Here is a 22,914-nt window from a genome sequence, read left to right on the forward strand (position 1 = left end):
ACATTTTCTAAACTGATGCAGCCTGCAAAAGTTCCGGCGGGAATATCTTTCAGGCTATTGGCTGAAAAATATTTTAAACCTGAGCAGTTGATAAATGCGTTTACTCCTGCTAATGTATTCAGGCTGTCAAAAGTCAGAGAAGCTAGAGAAGAACAGCCTGAAAAACAGCTGACACCTATGCTTGCAATCGGACCGACTGTAAATTCATTTAATGCCGTGCATCCTTTAAAGCTTTCTCCAGCAATGCTTCCTGCTAAATTTGGCGCATAGAAGGCTGTCATTTTGCTTGCATCCTCAAAACATTTTCCAGTTCCCGTAATGCTGGTGAGCAATGGAGCGGAGAAAGTAAGCAGTGAGGTATTGCTCCTGAATGTGCCAAGCGTATAATTTGACTGGCTGTCAATAGTCGTAACTTTAGGAAAATTGTAACTTGTTATTGATGTACAGTTGTAGAAAGCTGAATCTAAAATAGAAGTAACATTATTAAATGTAATGCTTTCTAAAGAAGTGCAATTATAGAATGACCTTGTTCCTAATGAATTTACATATCCTTCGGAATCGTTAAAATATGTAATACTAGTATTTCCATTAAAAGCGTTAGATGGTATTTGATAAATTATGTTTATTTTAAAATGAATATCATTACCAACCACTTTAAAGTCTTTAATTTGGCTAGCAGATACACCTATTTTTGTGGCTAACAATGCAGGAGTATTTATTGTTCCAGCAATGCCTCCAATAAAAGTATTAGGCTTTGATTTTACCCTTCCAAATATTGTTTTTCGTAATCCCATAATTAAAGTCCTAAAATCATTATTGAATGCTGGCCATCATTTTGCATAAATGTAAAAATCTGTTTTTCAGTTATTGTAGGAGGAGTTCCAAATTCAAATGTTTTTGGAGCAGTAATAGACCAGTTTAATGATGTGCCCATTTTTGTGATTCCTTCAAAACACATTCCTGGGTTAATAAACGAATTTGGTATTGTTAATGTTCCTGTACCAGTAAATTTCACAGTTTTTCCATGCCATATATCTTGAACGGTTGCTGGTAATATTACATTTATTTGATTCGAAACATCCTGTTTGTTCGACAAATCGATATTTCCATTGCCAAAAATGGACTCTCCATTGATTGTTTTGAAATCTAGAGCTGAGGTTAAGTTAGTAAACTCCAATTCGCCATTGGAGTTTGTAGTTAAAATTTTATAAGGCTCATTTATTTCTAGATCAGCTACTTTTATTCTATTATGATTTGTGCTCATTTTATATTTTGTCTAATATTATTTTACTTTATATATAATTTCTTGCAATAGATTTTACATATTTACCAAGTTTTTCGACCCAAGCTATTTTCGAACGCATCAATGATATTGTGTAAAGTTTTAACTTCTTCATTGGTTAATCCTTCATGGATTATCGTAAACTGTATTCTTTGATTTGAATAACCATAAGGAGATCCTCCGTTATTTAAGCAACCAATAAAATATGGTAACGCCGGTACTATTCCAGTTTGTGTACCTGCTATACTGGTATCAAAATTTCCATTTTTAGAATAACTTGCCTCCGTATTTGTGGTTTTACTTATAGTATGGATCCCTTTTGCATTATTTATTGCAGTTTTTGACAAACCGATTGTTCCAAGAACAAATACGTTGTTATTTTTTGATGCTCCATGATTCAAATGTATTTGGTAACATTCCCATGGAGAGCTTGATTTTTGTGCACCAAAATCATACGAATTTGTTGTAGCTGGTACATTATTTGTTCCGCAAACAATTGTTAAACCTGCATTTGAAAATGTATGATAAGTGTTTACATTTAGAAAAGTATTTGCGTAAGCATTACTGCCATTAGTTTGGTATCCGTTAGTGGAGTGAGTGCCTCCACCATTAAACACTAGTCGAAAAGCCGTATTAGTATCTAATGGATTCTTTAGGTTAAATTTGTGATTAATTTGCGTACTACCTATAAATGGATAAGCAGCCTGTATTTTATTCCAAAGATTATTTACTTTTAATGAAACAACTAAATTGTTTATTGTATCGACGTAATTGTAATTTTGAGAGGCGATTATGAAATTTTCTGCATCTACATCTAAATTTATATTATCAGTTGTAAAATTTATGGTAGCGCTTAAAACAGATTTATTATGAAAATTATCAACTGTAATTAAATTGATATTGTAATTGGTGTTTTTAGTTAAACCCGAAATTATATCTCCACTATTTTTTATATCCTGCTTATAAATGCCATTTACATATACTTCATAAAAATCGATCCCGTTAATTGAATTTGGAGGTGTGAAACTGAGTTGGATTCCTGTATTATAAATGGACGTTGCAGATAAATTTGTAATGGTATTTGGCTTTGTAAAATCATTAACATATACGACAGTATTTCCTGTTGCCAAAAATGCCAGATCGCCTTCAACTCCTCCTGAATTTATTGTTTGTAATATAGGATTTGCCCATATTTTACCTGAATTTAGATTTCCAGATCTAAAAACATTTTCATTTATTGCTGTATTACCAATTCTTGTTACTGCTGGGATATATAATTTCTTTAAAAGATTTTTAGGTCTTCCGCTAGGATAAAGATTTTGATCAAAAGCGGCTAACGAAATGTAGGTAGCATTTGGAAAATAACCTTCTATCAATCCAGTGTTGTAAAAACCTTGAGGGCCAATTCCTGAAACAATTCCAGTTGGATCTCGGTAATAAGTAACTTGACTTATATCCGAGTGATTAAAACCTTTAACCTCATACATTCCTCCAATTATAGCACATTCAATATCATTACCTACAACTCGGAAAAGCTTAATTCTGTTAACTGCAATTCCTAATTTAGTAGCAAGTAATGCTGGGGTATTTATAGTGGGACCAATACCACCTATATAAGTGTTTACTTTGTAATTCGATCTTCCGAAAACTGTGTTTAGTAATAAGCTTCCCATAATTATACACCTAATAATAAAATACTATTTGTAGCTCCTCTTTTTGTAAAAGTAAAAATCTGCTTTTCGGCTGTTACAGATGGAGTTCCAAATAACCAAGTATGTGGTGCAGTAATTGCCCAAGTTATGCTTACTGCTGGTAATGTAATGCCATTAAAAATGAAACTTTGAGGCAATGAATTGGGTACTGTAATTGTGCAGTTAGCTGTAAAGAATACAGTTTTTCCGTGCCAATTGGGTGAGATAGTTTGACTTGAACTTACTTCTAATTGGTTCGAAATATCCTGTTTGTAGGATAAGTCGATATCTCCACTTCCAAGGATTGACTCTCCATTGATAGTTTTAAAAGTTTTTTCGGAAATATCATTAAATGTTAATTCACCTTTTTCATTGGTAACTAAAGTTTTATTTGGCTGATTTGTTTCTAGATCAGCCACTTTTATTCTGTTATAATTTGTATCCATTTTTGTTTTTGTTAGTGGAGTATTAGTTTTTAGGCTACAATTGTTGCTGAATTATATTGGTTTAAATTTCTGCGCAGGATATTTACTCCAGAAGAGATTAATCCATTTGTAAATAAAATACCATTTTTTATATTCCATGTAGGTTGATTGAGAGACGGCCAATATGGTTCATCAAAAGTGATATATTGATTGTCATTTTGGATAATAATGTAATTGTTGCCTATAAAATCAGCTGTTATTTCATCATAAGTTGTTGTGGAGTTGAACTCTAAATATGAGATGAAATAACCTCCTAGAATAGTAAATGTAGAATTTGAGAATATTATTAATTTAGTTAAGGCAGTTCCTTTAATTATATTTTTAGCAGTAATTGTTGCATCTATAAACATTAGTCCAGGATAGTTGTTTCTGCCTGTAATAAATTGATCTGAATTTGGAAAACTTGCAATTCCTGTTATAACACAACTTCCGTTACAATTAAATCTATTTATGCTTATGTTTGAACTTATATTCGCATTCCCTTTAAAATTAATGCTAACATTATTGCCATACAAATAGCTAAAGTTTGTATTCGCATAAGGGGCTACTGATGAAATACTTCCATGATTAATATTTCCAGCTGTAAAAGAATTATTTAAAAGTAAGAATGAATCATCGTGGGTCAGATTGTCAAAATCTAAGGTCAATTTCATAAATGTGCCAACCAAATAGCTTTTACCGCGAAAATTTAAATTTGTTGTTTTTATGTATATTTTTCGACTTCCTCCTGTTCCTGTAAAAATTCCATCTGCATTAGTTATTTTAATATTTAAAGTATTGCAGATTATGCTAGAATCAGCAGAGTTTCCTGCACCACACTGATAGGTTTGAGAAAACTCAACTAAATTACATTTTAAACTTACAAATGCATTATTGAAACCAATTGCCGAGAGAGTAGGTGGCGCAAAATAGATGTTTCCCAATGGTATGTCAACATTAAAATATTGACTGTTTACGGTGTAAACATTTACAGATTTTACATTTATTGTACATGCGACTTCACTTCTTAAATCAAACTTTTTCGTAGTTCCATTATTCATGGCTACATTAATATTAAAGGACGTAGGAGTAAGAATCTGTATGTATGTAGAATTAGAATCTGCCAAAAAGGAAGTTATTGCACTATCTAAAGTTAAATAAGGCTTATTTGGATTCTCGGGTTCAGCAGTAGAATCATTTCCTGTAGAAGAAACAAAATAAAGGCCTTTTACCATGGGTGAATTTTTTGTGCCACCAGATACAACCCATGTGTCAGATTCGATTTTTGTTAAGACTCTTGATTCTCCATTTGTGATAGTTAATGGAATATTTGTTATAAAATTAATTCCTGTTCCTCCAATGGTAATTGTTCCTGTTCCTCTATTTGTAATTTCTTTTTTAGTACCGATTGGTAATAGTAAAGATGAATCAGAAGGAACAATTAATGAAATAGCAGATGAAGAAGAGAAAACAGTTTTTTTGTTAATATTTTCAACATTCAGAGTATAGGTTGCAGAAGAAACATTTTCAATATCTGTTAGCCATGTTTTAAAAATGTTTTTCGTCCAATCATAAATAGACTTAACACTAGGAAAGGAACTTGATGAATTTTTATTTGATTCAATTTCTTGAATTTTATTTGCAGTATCTTCTTTTTTAGAAAAAGTGTTTTGTAAATCGTCTAAAGAATTTTTTAAAACTTTCCCCTGCCTAGCATCCAAAGCTTTACCTTCTTTTGTATAATCTAGTCCATTGTAACTGTCTGCTTTAATGTCACTAAACTCCAGTTCACCGTTGGAGTTTGTAATTAAAATTTTATTTTGCTCATTTGTTTCCAAATCAGCAACTTTTATTCTATTATGGTTTGTGTTCATTTTGTGGTATTTTTTTAATTTTAAAAATCCATATATGGTAAGTATCCCGTAAATCTTGTTATCTCTCTGTAATCAACAGTTATCTCTTCATTACTTTTTATCATTTTACAAGCTTTTAACATTAGCTTATTAGGATAAGGTATTATAATTGTATTTGGATCAAAAGAATGATTACAAAATCTACCTAAATCGTCCGTTTCCCACCACTTTTTTAGCATTTGAGGTTGAAACAAGCATCGCGATTTTTTACTTGTTGGTTTGTCAGTAACCCAGATTCCAATAAATTCATTGATTGGGATATTTTTTACAGAATGTATTTTGTTGTTAGTAGGATCTTCTGTATTTATTCGAAAGGGGTGCATAATACCTATATTAATTATCTATAGGTTTTATGTTATGAGTCAAGATTCCATTTGCAAAATAAGTGTGAGAAGGAGCCAAACTTAGAGGATAAATATTTCTCTTTTCTAAATTAATAACAACCGAAGTCACAGGAATGATTTCTTTGTTGATGTTATACAAATTGTCTCCTACGACAATATCTTCGAGTGGAATAAATTTCCAAATTCCGTTGCGCTGAATTAATTGAGAGTGACTTGGCGTAGCTTCCAATAATCCTTCATTAACAATGATTGTTTTATGAGTAGTCAAAGGAAGGATACCCGTAACAGGAGATTTAATTCGGTTTTCTAGTAAATAGTTGCAAGACCATTTATATAAATTGTTTACATTATTTGTATCATTTAGTGAATCAATTTCTGAAGAAAGTAACATTTGGTTTAATGTAATCTGCTCAATAGGCAATTGCGTTCCATCTGACAATGAAATTAAAGTTCCTTCAACAAAACAGTTAGGTCTGTCAGCTGTTGTTACTGCAGTTGGTTCGCTATCAATAGACCAATTTCCTAATGTATTTTGGGCTTGTATTCTATAATGATAAGTGGTCTCATAACTTAACAGGTTGTCTGTGAATGATGTAGTATCTCTCGAGTTTATGGTTCTATGACTTAACCATTGTCCATTCAAGCCGACTTTTCTATAAAGTTGATATCCGTTCACAGTAACTCCTGCATTATCATCAGGAATAGTCCAAAATACTTTAATTTCTAAATCACTTAAAAGGGTACTATAAATTATGGGAGCATTAGGACGGTTTGAATTATCAATAATTTCACATGTTCCAACATTATTAGCATATATCTGCGCATTGGCATCTAACCAAGCAATTGCTTGGTTGTTTGCGTCTAATTCACTTTGATTTGAAACAAATTGGTTTGCATTGGCAGTTAATGTTACTGTGCTTCCCAAATAGCCTGGCCCGCAATTGTTTCTAGTTATAGTTTTGGTTTGTTTGGTATTATAAAATCTTGTACTTGGCGGACAATTTTCAATATCTAAAAAAGGAGCAATATAATCTGGATCTGTAACGATATTTGGTTTAGTCTCACCAGTTGATGTTCCATCATCTGTGTAGTATCTTTCTAATGTTTCAAAAGATTTGTATCCTGTATTTTCCATATTTTAATAAGTTATTGCAACCTTCGCTGTAGAAGTGTCTTTATCGTAAGTTATATATCCAATGTTTGGTACTTGATCAATATCATTTACCCAAGAAGGTGGTTTAGGAATGTTTTTAGAAAAGGTAAGCTGTTGTACCTGTGAGCCTCCAATGTTGATGAAATCATAGTCTGCATCTACCTTTTGCATTGTTCCTCCAGAGTATGTTGTAATTTCGACATCGATATTACCTGTTCCGATTTCACCAAACCAAGCTGTAGCCATCCTAACGGGAACTGATTTTAAAGAAGTATAGTCTGAGAGAAGTTTATCGAAATTGATTAGGCAAGCTTCAACTCCGTTATCTTTTCTATTGTCTCCAGCATACATAATGTAGGATTGCATAGCTGTGCTGTTTTGTGGTAATTCAGTTCCATTGCCATGACCAAATCCCATATATTTATTATCCCATTCTGTTCCTGTGTTGACAAACCCAGTAAAAGTATCCAAATCACTACCTGCGCCCAATGCCCATTTGTATCTGATTATCATATAATCAAAAGGCAACAAAGCTGTTGATGGTTCTAATACACAAGACGGGTTTTCTCCTCGCCATGCTGTACTTCTAATAGTACAAATTCCAGTATTATTGGCATAAGCTTGCGCATTTGCATTTAGCCATGATTGAGCTTGCAGATCTGCATCTGCAACACTTATAGTTGAAGCAAATTTATTAGCGGGAGCTGTTAAAGTAACTAGGTTTCCAGATGTTCCGTAGGAGCAATCATTCTTTTTTACGGCTAAAGTCTTTTCAGTATTATAATAAACCGTTGTTCCTTCTGCTGGGCTATATTGATCGATATAAGCGAAAGGTTTGTATGTTATATTTTCTTCCATATTTATTTTAATAAAGAATAGTTATTGGATTTTATAATCATTTGAGAATTATAAATGATTATTTTTTAGACTGGCTTTACTGGCCAATCAATTGATGCACTACTGGCTAAATCTGTTAAATCCCTTAGTTCTTGTCTATAATTTTTCCATGCCATTTTTTTCTCTTCAGAAAGTGGTGCATCTTCGACTTGTGTCCAATCACTATCCATTAAAAGCGTATTTCTAGTGGTTCTTAAGTTTATTAAAAGTTCTTCTTTATTTTGAACAAAAGGAGAATAAGTATGTTTGCCTTCAATTACTTTATAATTTTTTGACAATCCTTGTTGCCATTCTTCTTCGGTTAATTCAATATTGGGTTTAGGAATATTTTCATGAATTCCTTCAACATAAAAACCTGTGTAATCTCCGTTTTCGTTATATGTTCCTTTATACATAATTTTTGATTTTTTTAATTTTTTGATTAATACCCAATGGCGAACATGTAACCCTTATCTCCATCAATCACTGCAGAATATGACGTTGATGTAATTTTGTGTACATGGTTAAAGCCTTTACTTCCAGAACTGTCTCTAATGGTAGACAAAACAACGCTCAAAGCACGATTAGGCCAGGTTAACGGAAAAGTGTAAGAAGTGGAATTATTTGTTAAATATGCCCATTGCAGTATTAGTCCATTACTAAATTTTTGGTAACCTCCAGAAGAAAGTATGCTAATAAAGTGCCCTGCATCATAATCAGAACCTGGAGAAGTTGATACAGAACCATCTGCCATTAAAAACTGACTAGAAGTTCCGCCAGTTTTAATAAAGCTCTTACCTTCAACCGCTTCTGTAAAAGTTTTATTTCCTCCAATTGTCTGGGATGTTGTTAAGTCAACGTATTTGGTGTTTAGTTCTAAATCTGATAAAGTGACAGTGCTTTTGTACCAATAATCAACTTCGATATTACGATCGCTTATTACGGCAGAGAATGTGATACTACCATTATTATAATCTACAGCATAATCTTTACCTACACCTTCTCTAAGGAGCTGGCCATTTTTATAGATCCTAATACTATCTTTTACAGGTATTTCTTTTAAAGTGATTTTATCATTGTTAAAAGTTTCTTCGTCAAAGTTCTCTTTGTAAGGAATTGATAAACTTCCAAGAATCGGATTATAATCAGATCCTTCAGATTCAATATCCGTATTTTTTGACCAATAATTTATTTCAATATTTCGACCGCTTATTGGAGCAGTAAAAGTAAGTACGCCACTGTCGTAGTTTAAATTATAATCTTCAATTTCCTTTAATAATTGTCCGTTTTTATAGACTTTAGCACTGTCTGCAATAGGAGCAGAATCTAGTTGAATAGATGATCCTGAAAAATTATCTTGAAATTCTTTGTAAGGAACATAACAATTACCCGCAATAATTCCTGCATTTTGAAATGCAGCTTTTAAAAGTGCCGGAGTAATATAATGCTGATTATCTGTTCCTGTTTCGACCATTTGAAAATTGGCCTTGTCATCGTCTCTATGAACGAAATTGTCAAAAATTTCGACAAAGTCAAAGTGCGACGGAATATCTCCATTGTTGAATTTGTTGTGAAAGTCATTTCTGCTTGTTGCCATTTTATTTAGTTTTATTTCTTTGCTTTTAAATATTTTAATGAGACCCGAAATAAATACCAATGATTTGATTCATTGGTATTTATTAATTTTTAAAGAGTTAGGATTTTTTCATCGTTGCTTAACATGCCTGATGAGTTTTCTGAGAGTACTTTAAAATGATGATAGATTCTGTCTCCGTCTTCATTTTTAATAATCAATTCATCCGTTTTTAATTTTGTCTGCTGAAGGGGTAAGGCAACATTTTTGAGATTTGTTGAAATTTCATGAATTTTCTCCCAATTCCCTTGACGGTTCATTTTGTATAAATGATATTTTCCATTATAAACTGTTTTCTCCCAGTTGAAAACTACAGAAGTAAACATTTCTCCATTTATTCCTGAGACAGTTCCAGAGGCTTCTAAAACAGGTGATTCAGGTGAAACATTATCAACAATAACTGTTGCTGTAATTTTTGAAGGCTGTGACGGAGTATAATCAATATTTATAATTGGATTTTCTGTTGTTGATTCTGGATCAGCATACTCAATTTGTTTAGAAACTGTGATTCTGTAGAAAAGACCATCGCCAAAAGGAACTTCTTCCAAATCTTCCAAATCGTCGTAAACAGTCCATACATTTTCAAAATCAGCAGATAAAGTATCTTCATCAATTACAATTTCTTTAGCCAATTTCATCGTTCTTATCGATTGCGCATCAAGCATTGTATTCGCGCGATAAATATTAATTTTCCTGATTTTGTACTCTGGTTGATATGCATTTAATTCAATCTGAACAGCAGGTTTAATTCCTAACACCTGATTTTCAAGAATTGGCATAATCCTTTTTATTTCAGGAGTTTTTGGTGGAGTAGAAGCTACTAATTTTACAGGTCCTAAAAGGTCACTGAACTCTCCAAAATTCATTTTAATGTCCATTTCACGAACAGCATAGAAATAGATATTTTGCGAGTTTCCATCTAAATTGAAATCAGTAAATTGGACTCTGTTTTCACTTTCGTTAACCATTTTCATCATAGGTGCAATGTCAAAATCGGTGTCAGTTGGCTTTAAAGCATTTCCATTTTTATCTTTAATAGTCTGTTTTTTATTAACAGGCACATATTTATCATCCTTGATATACTCATAAATTACAGGTACTTCCGTTAATGGAACAAAAGCATTATAAATGGCTTGTTCGATAAAATAAACTGCTAGCATCGGTTCCTGAACTCCTTCGTCTTTAGAAATAAGAACCTGATTAAGTGATTCTATTGAAGTAATTACTTCTGCTTTTTTTGCATTTATATCTAAAGTGCTGTTATGCCAGTTAATAAAATCATTAATTAGTGCTATAAACTCATCATTGTCAGGCATTGGAAACTGATAATTTTCTTCAGGATTATTTTTTGGAAAAACGTCATATTCGCCTCTCGTAGCAAGTCCATTAAAATCTAAAAAGTCTGCCCATCGTTTGTTGAAATCAATTTCATCATTACCGCCCAATTTGTTCAATTCTTCACGAATTGTACTTACGGTTGTCGGTTGGTATAAAACATTCAACAAATCTTCGTCATTAGCTCTGTAATGTAAAAGCCCATAAGGTTTTCGTTCTTTATTATACTTAGTAGTGAAAGTAAAAGTCGAACGATTGTAAAAATCTGGACATGTTGCATACAAACTGCCTCCAATAATCTCTTCAGGTTTTTCAGTTTTCTCAACCTTGACAGCATACATTGGGCAAGGAATACTAATTTTTGATTTGTAACCGATAGCTAGTTTTGAATATGTACTGATTCCAAAACTAGAGTAGTGCGTACTTTCATTTTCTCTTGGCTGAATATTTTCTTTTGTAATTCCCGAAAGAGGATCTGCGTACAAATAAACTTTGTAACTCGGATAGTAGTTTACAGACTGAGATACATAATCGTTAGGGTAACTTGACGAACCATTTTTTGTACGAGGGCCGTCTTCTGCACCTAAAATTTCATCATAGTCCTCCGCCATGGTTTGTGTGACGTAATTACCAAGTTTAAAATCAGGATCGTCAATATATAAGACTAGATTTCCAGTTGTACCAATATTTTCGGTTTTATAAACCTTAAACTCTTTTCTCGATTTTACAGGAACAGGATTTCCTTCTTTGAAAGCACTTTTTGTAAATAGTCTGACAATACCATTTGACCATTCCACAGAGTTTTCTTTCTCAGATTTGAATTGAGGATGCTGAGGTAAACTAAAGTTTCTGAAAATAACTTTATATAATCCTAAATGTTTTCTTTCACTTAGCAACGGAATCAGATTGCCTTCTTCATTTACTTTGTATTCTCCATTTTCATCCATTTCATAAGAATCTTCAAAAACTCTTTCAATTACCGCTTTATTCCAAAGCCCTCTTGTTTTTTCTACTTGTAGATTTTTTCCATTTTCGTTAGTGTGATCAACAGCTTCACGATGAATGGCATTTAAACTTTCAGGATATTGAACAGTAAAATCAATTTGAGGCTGATGCCAGTTAGAAGCTGTCTGCATATTTTGCACTAGTGTACACAATCTGCTTTCTGGAAGTTCAATATTTTGAATCTGCTCAGAATCTATCGTTGCATCTCCATCAGCATGTAGTTTGTCAGTTACTTCCTTTTTAAGTACTTCAATTAAAGCATAATCAAAAACATCCTTAGAATTTTCATCTTTTTTAAGTTTAACTTCGATATTTTGAATGATATAATTTTGATCTCCAATAGTTAAAATCCCTCCAGCAAATCTTGTTTTATTTGCATTATCTAATCCAATTTTGACCTGCTGACCACTACTGATAATTTTATACTCTCTTATTTTTACAATTGCAGTAAGGTTATTGGCAGTATCGTTGTCAATAATTTCAATTTCACCATATTCAACTTCTGGAAGTCCGTCTTTGTAATACAGTTTAAAATGATCTGCCAATATTTCTTCAGCATCAGGAAAAATTGATGTAGCATCATTCACAGCTGTATCAACAGACATTCCTTCCGGAACAGAATAGCTTAACAATTCCTGACCAGAATAATAATCAAACATGATTCTGATTAATGTTTTGTCTGCACTTGTAATCTTACCTAATAGTTGTTGTTCTGATTGAGAAGTGAACAATAACGGATTTTCTTCTGTAACCAAAAGAGCATTCATATTGCTCGGAGGCATTAGATTATTGGCTGGTTTGATATCAGATTTGATACTAATTTGACGTCCAGATGTGGCTCTAGAGAAAATATTAATTCCATATCCTTGATAGATATAGGTGTTTTCTCCAGTTTGTTCCTGAATAGCATTTAAAACAGATTTTCCAGGCTCAGGAATGTTAATTGGAACAGTTTCAAATTCTGATTCCTTTAGATTTTGATTGACACTTTTGTATTCAACATCATGTGACAATTCTGGATTTTTCCATGTTGTTTCAGAAGCAATTTTGTGGTCAATTCCTAAATAAACAGGGAAAGTAAAAGTACTTCCATCATATTCTAAAGAAGATTTGAAAAAGTCATTTTTTGAATTAGGATTTGTAGTTACAGTATCATAATCCATGATATCATCCATAAACAAGCTCACGTACCTTTTTTTTCCGTCAAAACTGTAGCCTTCAGGAGTTGTAATTCTGTTATTTGGATTTTCATCAGAATCAACATTTAATCCTGGAACAATTTTGCTTAACTGCACAGGAAGAGGCATACGTTCTGTATGGACAGAAGTTGGAATACTCATTGAAAGATGTTGCATTTCTTTTCCTTCTATGCCATCTTCTAAACTTCCAAAAGTGGTGTATTCTGTTAAGTAAATGTACTCGCCATTATAAACTTCTTCATCAAGATCTAAACAGCCCAAACCTAACATACGTGCAACGTGATAATCGTTTGCAGCAATATTCAAAAGATCTAGATACGATATTTCGGTTAAATTATCAGCGTATTCCTGAACTTCTCCATCTTTTGGGTCATTGATAGGGATACGATCACCAAAAGGAATATTTTTTTCTGCTCTAGAATTACCTGATTTACTTAAATCAATATATTTCAGTACAATATCTTTGATGTTTTCGTCAGTAATATCATCTTCAGCAGTTAGTCTGTTCCATTTTGCTTTATAGTTTTTAATGTTTACATATTCACCATCATTAAATTTCAACCATTTTCCATGAACAGCGTTTAATTTTGGTTCAAGTTGTTCAAAAACTTTAAAATCATCTGTGTCAAGACCATATTTTCCTTTTAAAATCCAGTCTCCGTTAGCATTCGCATTAGTAATGAAATCCGAATAAAACTCAAATTGAATAGCATTTAAAAGGCAATAATTGGCTTTAAATCGAATACTTCTTCCATTTTCAGCAACTACACGAATCTTATTGTTTAATTGCTCTGAGTTATATGTTTTACGACTGCTAACATTTTTAGAAGCTGTGATTTTGTTTTCAGCAACAGATAAAGTTTCCAACTTTACACTTTTTGAAGTATTTGAAGATGAAAAACTTAATTCAGCCGCAAAAAATAAATCGGTCTTCGTTTCAATCTCAATCAAACTATTTCCATAAGCTTGCATAAAAGCAACAGGATTAGTTAATGGATCGATGCCCAGTTTAATTAATTTATATTTTTTATCATCTTTAAAATTAACATAAACAGATCTTTGCGGATTTCCTGTTTTATAAATCCAAAGTGCTTTTTTGTTGTCAACAACATTTGGATTTTGGGATAAATCTACTGTTTGGCTGATTTTTATGTAAGGTGCTCTGTAGACTTTTACAAAGTCATCAGGTTTATTAAAACTAGAATTAGAATTTTCTCCATCGAACAATTCGCCTTTTGGAAGGTGATTTTCTCCCAGTTTACCATTTAGCATCCATCGAAGATGAATTCCTTTTGTACTGTCAATTCCTCTTGAACCTGCTGCTGCGATTTGTAAATAGGCTGATTGCAGGTTTGTTTTTTCTGAAGAAATATCAATGATTGCTGATTCTCTACCGACATTAAAATCAATCTTAATTCCTAAAGGATTAAAAACACTGTTTACATCTACTAGAGCTGAAAAATGACCAAGCGCTAAAGCTTTTCCCTCAATTCGAATTGGAACTTCTACTTCAGATTTTCCTGGAATTGTTACCGAATTGTCAAGCTTAAAAGTAAGACCGTTTAGATTTTTTTCTCTATGAATTTTTGTTCCACCACTTAAAGTCAGTGCAACTCGACTTTTGTTTTTTAGGACTAAAGTTCCGCATTGTTTACTAATTTTAATTCCTTTCTTTAAAGAGGGATAAGCTAACTTGTCATCAATAATGCTTACGCTAGGGAAACAGCCAATTTGTAAATCGGATAATTTTTTTGCAAGTCTATTCAATTCAATACCTAAAGTGTTGAAATCGGGTACTCTAATGTAATCTGAATCTAAAGCAGATGTTTGATCATTTTTTAAAATTGGTGTTCTTCCTAAAAAGTTTGTCAGCGGTGTAGTTAGTTCTTCAATAGTATCAAACGAGCTTGTTACTCCGTACACAAAAACTTTCGAGCTAAGATTGAGCTCAGTAAACAGATTTTTTAAAAACTCAGAATTATTGACTTGCAGACCGTCAGTGACTACAAAAACGATATCTGGAGTAACAGATAAATTTTTGGCAACATTTAAACCAGAAGCCCAATAATCTGATTGTATGCTTTCATTTCCAAGACCATATAAATCAATCCAATTAATAAAATCCTGACGATTACTCGCAATTTTTTTCTGGATAACGTTATCGAGTCTAACAGCGGTATCGCTGTTAGACATTCCGATTAACGAAAGTGTAATATTACTTTGTGCCTGAGAATTGATAAATGAAGTTAGCCCGTCACGGATTTGCTGTGCTTCGCTTCCATTGATCGAACCAGATTCGTCGACTACAATTGCTACATAAGTTGCACAGCCCGAGAGCTGGCTTTCCTGAAGATTTATAGAACTCATTTTTTTTCTTATTTTTTTAAAGATTTGTATTGTATAATGGCAGTATCTGTGTATCGATAATGTTTGTTAAAGGACTATTTCCTTCGCTATTCCACATTTTGTATTTAAACCTGATTTTCAAGTTTTCTATTCCAGAAATGGTTTTGCTGTTATGCATAATCAAAGCTTGCGAGTAGTCTTTTGAATGCAGCACACTGTACCCAGATATTGGGTTTTCTAGTTGATCTAAAACAGAAATAGTATCCTGAATTTCTTCTAAAGGCATTTTCGGAATATTAAATGGCTCAGGATTTCGAACTAAAAGTGCTATCGTTGCTCCAGTATTTGTATCAATAATTCTATTTATCTCAGTACCTTGTGCAGGATCAAGAGGAGAAAGTTTTAAGATTCCTTCGGTTGCACGATCAAATAAATGTTGATATTTTGTTGCCATTGAATCGCTCAATGCATTTGTGGCAGTATCAGTTTTAGGAGCGATTAAGTAATGCAGAGCATCAATACGTTCCTGATCCAGATTAACATTCACATCATATAAAGCTTCTTTAGTTTTTTCTTTATCAACAAAATAACTCTGAACTTGTTCTTCAAAATCTTTGTAGCGTGAAGTCTGGAATCCAAATTGATGCACCAAGATATTTTTGCTTTCGCTTGAAATTCCTATTTGTGCACCATCAAAAAAGTTATTGACTAAAACAGTATACAGTTTAGAAGGTTTTAAATTGGTTAAAGTTGTTTTGTATTTTAATGATTTTGGTTTTAAAGGATCTCCTAATTCAAGAGTACATCGCGTCTTAGAAGGGTCTTTAATAAAATTGTTTAATAGTCTAACACCCAATGGAATTCTAGGATCATTATCATCAGTCCATTCTTCGCTATTATCTTTTTCTATCGGTTGTGGATAAGCGATTTCTTCTTCTCCTTCTTCCAATGGTTTTATTGGATATTCAATAAGAAGATCAGTTAGCGGATCTTTGATGAAAAGATTTAGTTTTCCCTGAATCTCAGGTTTTCCAGTTCCGTATGGAGACCAGTCTTTAAACATGTGTGAAGTATAAGTACTCGTAAAGAATAAAGAAATGTCACACTGTTCGTTGCCGTAGAATGAAGGTTTAGATTGTAATAAACTTCCATCTGCATTTGGATAAGAACGATTATAATCCAGATAACTTCTTAATGAAGTCAGCGGAGATTTGGACAATGCTGTCAATTCATTTTTAGCCGGCGGATTTTGTGGATCAATTGCTTCAGGATCCTTAACCGGGAAGTGTCCAATTGGTCCAAGTGTTTTAAATCCATAATAATATTTAAATTCTGTTGGATTCTTTTTATTGTCATCAACTGTATCTGTTAAAGTAAAATCTAAACAATAGGTTGTATTTGGTCTCCAGATTGGCTGTACTGTTGTTTCGACAGCACTTTTCATCGCTTGTAATTGCTCAGCTACAGCAGGAATATCCAAAATCGTTTTATTATGATAATACTCTTCTTTGCTAAACCAATCTATTCTCTGAATATAAGTGGTGTAATCAAGTTCTGGATCTTCAGCATTTACTAGACTTGAACAAATAATAGCATCAGTTGTAATTATGTTGGAAGTTTTAATGTTTCTTCTAAAATCTAATCCACTAATTAAATCCAATACTGTATAATTGATACTTGAGCTTGCTAAAGCAGCTGTTGAAGCAGTTACAGAAACTTGTTCGGCAGGATGTAAAGAACAGTTATCAAATGCATCACTAAACAATGAGAAATAAACTCCCTTTTCTTTTGGTTTGCTCGAAAGCATCATAATCTCATTTACGGATGGTTCATTTTGGATATGAGTGATTGAAGCATCCGTAACATTTGTTTCTCTTTTAATTAATCTTGCTTGGGTTAAAGTCTCATTCAATACAAACAAATAATGCGTATTGTAAGCTACAACCGAATGATCATTTAATGTTTGATTAGATAAATAAATTACCGAATCAAAAATGTTATCATTTTTTAATAATGAAAGCGTATTTCCATCAATCTGTGCTAAGGCAAATTTGCCATTTGATAATTTAACCGAAAGCAGCGTTTTATTATTCGCAATTATGGCATCGACAATTTCAACTACTTCATTTGTAGAAATTGCTTTTGTATCTGTTACTGTAATTACTTTTGATGCATTATTGACACTTAAACGGATAACTTTTTTATTCTTAGTAATCAAACTAAATTCATTCTCATTATGCTGAAGAACTTTAACTGCTTCTTCATTAATTTTAGAACGATACACTACAGTTCTGTCGCTTCCTTTAATCCAGCTGATTTGTGTTTCATTCGGTAGTGTATTAATCCAAAGCAAATCATTGTTTGCTAATGGCAATATTTTATTAAAGCCTAAAGAATAAGTATTCAAATACTGTGTTCCTAAAATCGGATTTAGTTCTTCATCCATTTCAACAATTGCTGTCGCAGCAATTGGAGAGACACATCCTACAATAAAATCAAGATCGATCGTTGCTTCCCCAATTCCTTTACACTGTTCTGCATTCAGAGCTTGAGTTACAATTAAATTGCCATTTACAATCTGCAGAGAAGTTACAACTCCATTAATTAAACGTTCTCTGATAATACCACCATCAGAATTGACATGTAATAGAATAGTAGTTTTAGCATCCTCTTTTGGATGGAATGCAATGACATACGAATCATTGAATTTAATTACCTGATCAAAATCATATAGAGCCTTTCCATTATAACCATAATAATGAGTAAAAGTCAAAGCATTTGGATTGCTTTCAGTATTAGGGTTTTCATTCCCTGCGTCCATTTTTAGGTTTGCCAATTCAGTCATTAACGAATTGTATTTGGCAATTTTTATTGGATCTGTTAGTGCAATTTCAGTCTCTCCTGTTCCCTCATCGTAAATATCACCAAATAAAGCAGCGATCTCATTTCTAATTTCTCTAATACGTTTTGCATTTGCTGAAACAGGACTAATTACAATTTTATCTATCTTTTTCTTTTGGCCATCAACTTCTTCAGTATATAAGGTTATTGCATTTGAAAATTCCGCTTTCAAGTAAGTTTGTTCTGCAGAAAATTCGTCAGTCTGATTTTTGCTAAAGTTTAGAGGCATATATGATACTAATTTATCACCATCGTTAAATGTAGCAGTATAAGCTGTAATTTTTACTTCTTTTGCCTGAGTTGTAAGCCTTAATTCAGGATCAATAGCAGATTCAGGAAAAATGATTTCTAGTTCGTTTTCGTTTTTAAAAGTTAAAGATCTACGGTACCCAAAATTATTTTGATTAGCAGTAATACTCATAAAATCACCTCCTTCCATAGTGTAGTTACCAACAATTAAAGGAAGCTCTCCAATAAGTCTAAAAAACAATTTGTTAATTTTGTCAGCTTCATATTGCATAGGCACATAGTAGCGCTTTCCAATTTGTTTGTTAAGGAAATCCATACGCTGTTTGTCAATTTCTGTTGAAGCACAGAACAATTTTGTAGATGTAATTCCCAATTGTTCAGGAACATGCCATCCTGGTTCTGCCGCACTTAAAAATGAGAAAGGATTTGTTGCTAATACTCGAATAGAATCATATTGGTCAATAGCTTTTTGCCAATGTGCCCAAGGTAATTTATTTAATTCAGGAGTTCTTTCCGTGTCTTTTACAACTGCTTCAAAAGGATTGTAGTCTACCCAAGCAGAGCCATTCCAAGATTTTAAATTGATCGATTTGATTCCGTATTCATGCTTGACCTGACGTAATTTTCTACCTGCTTTCGATGTTGCTTCAGGAGGCATCATATCAGTATAGTTTTTGGCCTCACCCGTATATCCGCCAACTTTTTTGGCTAATTCAGTACTTGGCACTAATCCTTTAGCCGTTTTAATATCGATATAAGTATCTAAAGGAATTACTGACGTAATAAACTCAGGTCTTGGCGTTCCATCTGGATAAAGTTTTTTGCTTTCATAATTTTTTTCACCAACAGATTTGAAATAATCCAAAGAAAAAGCTTGATTAGTCAACATATGAACCCCTTTGACATTTTCCAATGTTCTGTCATCTTCACCATCTCCGACAGTTCCTTTTGGAAGCGGACTGTATGGTGTACGATCAATAACTCGGTTGATATCCCATTGCAGTTCGACGGTAAAGTTTTTACGTACTTTAATCATAGCAATTCTTACACGAACGCTCAATTCTAATTTGGCATAAATCAAGAAAGGCTTAAATGATTCTACAGAGAATATAGTATCTAAAGCAATTTCAACATTAATAATCCAAAGTTTAATCTGAATTCCTCCACCCGCGCTAATGTAACCACCCATTTGAGGACGTTTGAACGAGATTTTTCCGCCCATTTCCAGATAAGCCCATAATTTGACTTTGGCAGGGCCAAAACTCTGCTGTAATTTAAAATCTAATCTTGCTCCGGCTTCGATACCTTGAGCAGAAATCATGATAAAAGATTTTGCGGTAAATAAGGTTAAAACTTCTGCTGTGATCGGATCTTTTTTAGAGCCAAGATTTACATACCAAGGCTTTTGATTTTTGAAGAAGAATCCGGCTTCTAACAAGGCATGAAGCTTAATAATTTGTCCGCTGTCTTTCGGAATACTAAAATCAGCTCCAGCTGCTAGTTCTAATGAATCATCTCCAAAAGCAACCATGGCAAAGAACGGCGGATTGCTCGGATCATCTTCAATTAAACCTAATCTTGAAGAAATAACATTCAGTCCTGCTTCAATGTAAAATAGAGTAGGCAGAGACAGTAAAAGCATGGCTCTTAGAGACAATACATGTCCGCCATCGGCAACGGTTCCAAAAGTGGCTCCAGCCCCAATAGAAAATGGAGAATTGTACTGCATAGAGTCTGGTGGCCCACTGAATTTTTTAATATTGGTACCTGGTTTTGGATGTTTGTAATATTTATACCATGAATCGTCTTTTGTTAATCCTACAGCTTCCTTGGTGGCGACATATCTAAATCCTAATAAACCTCTAAAGGCATTAATTGCTAAAAATCCAAGAGGAATAGGAACAGGCAGTTCAATGCTTGCGTCAATTAAAAAAGCAGGATATTTAGGCATAAAGCGCATGCCGACACTTCCTGAAATTTTTGCTTTTGGAAGTTTTAAGCCAACTTCACCAATAAATTCCTTAGATTTTCCTGGTTCAGGAAGCGAAATCATACCGTGAATAATCGCCATAGCCGAAGACTCCGTAGCAGTTCCTGGAATGATTAAATCGACTTCGATAGTTTGGATTCTTAAAAAAGAATCTTTTGGACCTCCATCTGTAGAGTAATAAAATTTAACTCCTTCGCCACGGGCATCAACTCCAAGCGGATTAATACTGATTGCGCCATCAAATCCCCAGAAATTATACTTACGGCCGTTAATTTGGGTTGAACCAAAGTTGATGTTCGTAACTGCCATTTGGACTGGACCTAAATTGACAGAAAGACTGATCGGAATAGGAATAGATCCTCCTTCAACTTCAATGTTTCCATCGCTGTACACACGCAGTTTTTCAACTTCAAATCCTTTTCCTTTTAATAAACTTCCCATTAAAGTTCCTTCAGGAAAAGAAACATAACAAGACGTGCCTAAATAGTAATCTTCATCCTGTTTTCCGAGTTCGAAACTATGGAAATCAATATCTACAAGATTAAATAGATTTGCTTTTGGCTTATTATCTTTTGGAAATGAAGCAGTAAGATTAAAATCTCCATCATCATTTAAGTGGCCTTCAAGATTAACTTTTAATGGATCTCCATTTTTTTCTTTAAGTTTAGGAATTTCTAATGCGCCTTTGATGTTAGAGCTGGTAACTTTATTTTGTTTGAAAGTAATATCAAATTTATTGAAGCCTACTTTGAATCCTTTTTTATCAGAACCAATAGTTTTCCAAAGTGTATTGTCGTAAAGTTCTGCTAGAAAGCTTTGATAATCTTTAGCATCAGTAAAAATATAGGTTGTTGAAGCATCAATAGTTGATGAATTTATTGATGAAAGTGTCGTTAACGATAAAGGATAATCAAATGCATACGGTAGATTTTTACTGTTCAATTCTTGTAAAAAGACAATTAAAGACTGGTAATCAGTAATTTCTTTTTTATTGGCCACACCATTTTCGTCCTTTTCGAACATGGTGATTGGGTAATTAAAATTGAATTTGTCGTTGAAATAATTAAAAGCACCATTTGTACTCGGAACTGTTTCCAGATAAATATTTCCAGAAAGTCCGCCAGTACCAATTAACAAATCTGAAGCACCAATTTGTAGTGTTGGAGTTGTGCTTCCTGGAGTTTCAGGAACTTTATTAAACCATTTTGAAGGAAGAGTTACTGAAACAGCACGAGCATAAACTCCAACGAAATCATTTGGACGTCCGTCAGCATCGGCTTCTGAGATATTGGTTTTTTTGCTTAAATCGACTTTTAAAGTGTCCAATTGAAGAAGTAAACCCGTATTGCCAATCATGGCAGTTTTAGGTTGGAGCGATCCTCCCATTTCTAACTGATAACCAATTCCTTCTTCGGTATCAGCATACAATTGTGCCTGAGCAAATACGAACATCGATTTTTCAGTTCCAGTACCATAATCAGAACCATTAGGCTCGACAGGTTTTAAAATATTTCTTGGAAACTCAATACCGGCACTTAAAGCTAAAGTTGCTTTTGCTTTTGGAGTAATAATTCTTTTAATGTGAGCTTCAATTCCGTCTGGAGCTACAATGTTGTAGAAATCTTGCAATTTTTGCTTGATTTCGTTTACACTAGTGCCTTTTCTTGCGATATAAATTCCGAAAAGTAATAACGGAATTGATTTTGTAAAAAGAGGATTAGTATTGATAACATCAATGACGCTTTGAATAGACTGCTCAACATTTTCAGGAAATTCTAATTCCTGATACGTTGGGTCACTAGTAACTTCGTCAAATGTATTGATATCGGCTAAAAGCTGTTCGTATTTTGTTCTTCCATCTTCCGCTTCCACAAAAATATTCATCATGTGAGCAATAACCTGTTCTTCGCTAATGCGGAAAACCTGAAGTCCTACAGCATAAAAATCCTCCATAGAAAAAGAGAAGCTGCTGGCGCTGAATGTTTTTAAGAAAGCCAGAATTTCCCACTGATATTCTAACGTAATGGGAAATGATGATATAGAAGAATCATTGTCTTTTAGATCTGGATTAAGAACCAGACCTAGACCAAAAGGGAGAGGGAGCGCCAGTTTTGTACTTGAAACAATATCAAGACTGTAAAAGGCAGAATCACCACGATATCCTTTTGAATATTGTAAATTTTTGTAATGAATTTTATCAAAAATGGAGTTCAAGCCATCTTCGACAAACGATAAGAATTCTGGTAAATCGTCTACAGTAATTATCTCGGATAATCTCGGATAATATCTCGCTGTAGGAATTGGAACCGCAGGAATTGGATTAGTTGGCATATTCTAATTTTGTTTTTGACTTTAATTTTGTTCGTATTCAGAATGATTAAATTGTAGTTAGATCGAACCAATCTTTTTGGGTGAATGCCTCTCTTTTTAGGAATTTTTCTCAGCAGTTTGAGCAATTTATTCGCCTAGTAATTTTTTCAAAAGACTTTGTTTTTTTAGAGGTTTTTACTCTCTTTTTTTCTTTAGACAGTGT

General features: G+C 33.2%; 12 protein-coding genes. All 12 read right to left on the reverse strand.

Annotation, left to right across the window (positions count from 1 at the left end; all coding sequences use genetic code 11):
* The coding region (locus NCC77_RS07960) for a leucine-rich repeat protein (protein ID WP_250835100.1) at positions 1–794 on the reverse strand (794 nt) is incomplete at its 3' end.
* 2 nt (positions 795–796) lie between these two features.
* Positions 797–1,264, reverse strand: coding sequence for a hypothetical protein (locus NCC77_RS07965; protein WP_250835101.1), 468 nt, complete (start codon positions 1,262–1,264; stop codon positions 797–799).
* Between the two features lie 62 nt (positions 1,265–1,326).
* On the reverse strand, positions 1,327–2,955 hold the full coding sequence (locus tag NCC77_RS07970; RefSeq protein ID WP_250835102.1) for a fibronectin type III domain-containing protein: 1,629 nt from the start codon (positions 2,953–2,955) through the stop codon (positions 1,327–1,329).
* 2 nt (positions 2,956–2,957) lie between these two features.
* Positions 2,958–3,419, reverse strand: a complete 462-nt coding sequence (locus NCC77_RS07975) for a hypothetical protein (RefSeq protein ID WP_250835103.1) — start codon at positions 3,417–3,419, stop codon at positions 2,958–2,960.
* A gap of 29 nt (positions 3,420–3,448) precedes the next feature.
* Positions 3,449–5,311: a hypothetical protein gene (locus NCC77_RS07980; RefSeq protein ID WP_250835104.1), complete on the reverse strand. Its 1,863-nt coding sequence runs from the start codon at positions 5,309–5,311 to the stop codon at positions 3,449–3,451.
* A 20-nt stretch (positions 5,312–5,331) separates the two neighbouring features.
* Positions 5,332–5,673, reverse strand: coding sequence for an SET domain-containing protein-lysine N-methyltransferase (locus NCC77_RS07985; RefSeq protein ID WP_250835105.1), 342 nt, complete (start codon positions 5,671–5,673; stop codon positions 5,332–5,334).
* Between the two features lie 10 nt (positions 5,674–5,683).
* Positions 5,684–6,829 carry a DUF5977 domain-containing protein gene (locus NCC77_RS07990; RefSeq protein WP_250835106.1) on the reverse strand — a complete coding sequence of 382 codons (1,146 nt, stop codon included), beginning with the start codon at positions 6,827–6,829 and terminating at the stop codon, positions 5,684–5,686.
* Positions 6,830–6,832: 3 nt separating this feature from the next.
* Positions 6,833–7,705 carry a DUF5977 domain-containing protein gene (locus tag NCC77_RS07995; RefSeq protein WP_250835107.1) on the reverse strand — a complete coding sequence of 291 codons (873 nt, stop codon included), beginning with the start codon at positions 7,703–7,705 and terminating at the stop codon, positions 6,833–6,835.
* 65 nt (positions 7,706–7,770) lie between these two features.
* Complete coding sequence (locus tag NCC77_RS08000; RefSeq protein WP_250835108.1) at positions 7,771–8,139, reverse strand: tail fiber assembly protein; 369 nt, start codon at positions 8,137–8,139, stop codon at positions 7,771–7,773.
* Positions 8,140–8,165: 26 nt separating this feature from the next.
* A complete protein-coding gene (locus NCC77_RS08005; protein WP_250835109.1) occupies positions 8,166–9,320 on the reverse strand; it encodes a DUF8818 domain-containing protein in 1,155 nt (384 codons plus the stop codon).
* 89 nt (positions 9,321–9,409) lie between these two features.
* Positions 9,410–15,262, reverse strand: a complete 5,853-nt coding sequence (locus tag NCC77_RS08010) for a vWA domain-containing protein (protein WP_250835110.1) — start codon at positions 15,260–15,262, stop codon at positions 9,410–9,412.
* 16 nt (positions 15,263–15,278) lie between these two features.
* Complete coding sequence (locus NCC77_RS08015; RefSeq protein WP_250835111.1) at positions 15,279–22,712, reverse strand: hypothetical protein; 7,434 nt, start codon at positions 22,710–22,712, stop codon at positions 15,279–15,281.
* Positions 22,713–22,914 lie beyond the last annotated feature (202 nt).

It is taken from the genome of Flavobacterium tyrosinilyticum (genome assembly GCF_023656565.1).
In the GTDB taxonomy this organism is placed as follows: domain Bacteria; phylum Bacteroidota; class Bacteroidia; order Flavobacteriales; family Flavobacteriaceae; genus Flavobacterium; species Flavobacterium tyrosinilyticum.

Excerpts from the sequence above, each read along its gene's own strand:
- NCC77_RS07965 (WP_250835101.1), bottom strand. The coding sequence starts at position 1,264 with ATGAGCACAAATCATAATAGAATAAAAGTAGCTGATCTAGAAATAAAT.
- NCC77_RS08015 (WP_250835111.1), bottom strand. The coding sequence starts at position 22,712 with ATGCCAACTAATCCAATTCCTGCGGTTCCAATTCCTACAGCGAGATAT.
- NCC77_RS07990 (WP_250835106.1), bottom strand. The coding sequence starts at position 6,829 with ATGGAAAATACAGGATACAAATCTTTTGAAACATTAGAAAGATACTAC.
- NCC77_RS08000 (WP_250835108.1), bottom strand. The coding sequence starts at position 8,139 with ATGTATAAAGGAACATATAACGAAAACGGAGATTACACAGGTTTTTAT.
- NCC77_RS07975 (WP_250835103.1), bottom strand. The coding sequence starts at position 3,419 with ATGGATACAAATTATAACAGAATAAAAGTGGCTGATCTAGAAACAAAT.
- NCC77_RS07970 (WP_250835102.1), bottom strand. The coding sequence starts at position 2,955 with ATGGGAAGCTTATTACTAAACACAGTTTTCGGAAGATCGAATTACAAA.
- NCC77_RS07995 (WP_250835107.1), bottom strand. The coding sequence starts at position 7,705 with ATGGAAGAAAATATAACATACAAACCTTTCGCTTATATCGATCAATAT.
- NCC77_RS07985 (WP_250835105.1), bottom strand. The coding sequence starts at position 5,673 with ATGCACCCCTTTCGAATAAATACAGAAGATCCTACTAACAACAAAATA.
- NCC77_RS07980 (WP_250835104.1), bottom strand. The coding sequence starts at position 5,311 with ATGAACACAAACCATAATAGAATAAAAGTTGCTGATTTGGAAACAAAT.
- NCC77_RS08005 (WP_250835109.1), bottom strand. The coding sequence starts at position 9,320 with ATGGCAACAAGCAGAAATGACTTTCACAACAAATTCAACAATGGAGAT.
- NCC77_RS08010 (WP_250835110.1), bottom strand. The coding sequence starts at position 15,262 with ATGAGTTCTATAAATCTTCAGGAAAGCCAGCTCTCGGGCTGTGCAACT.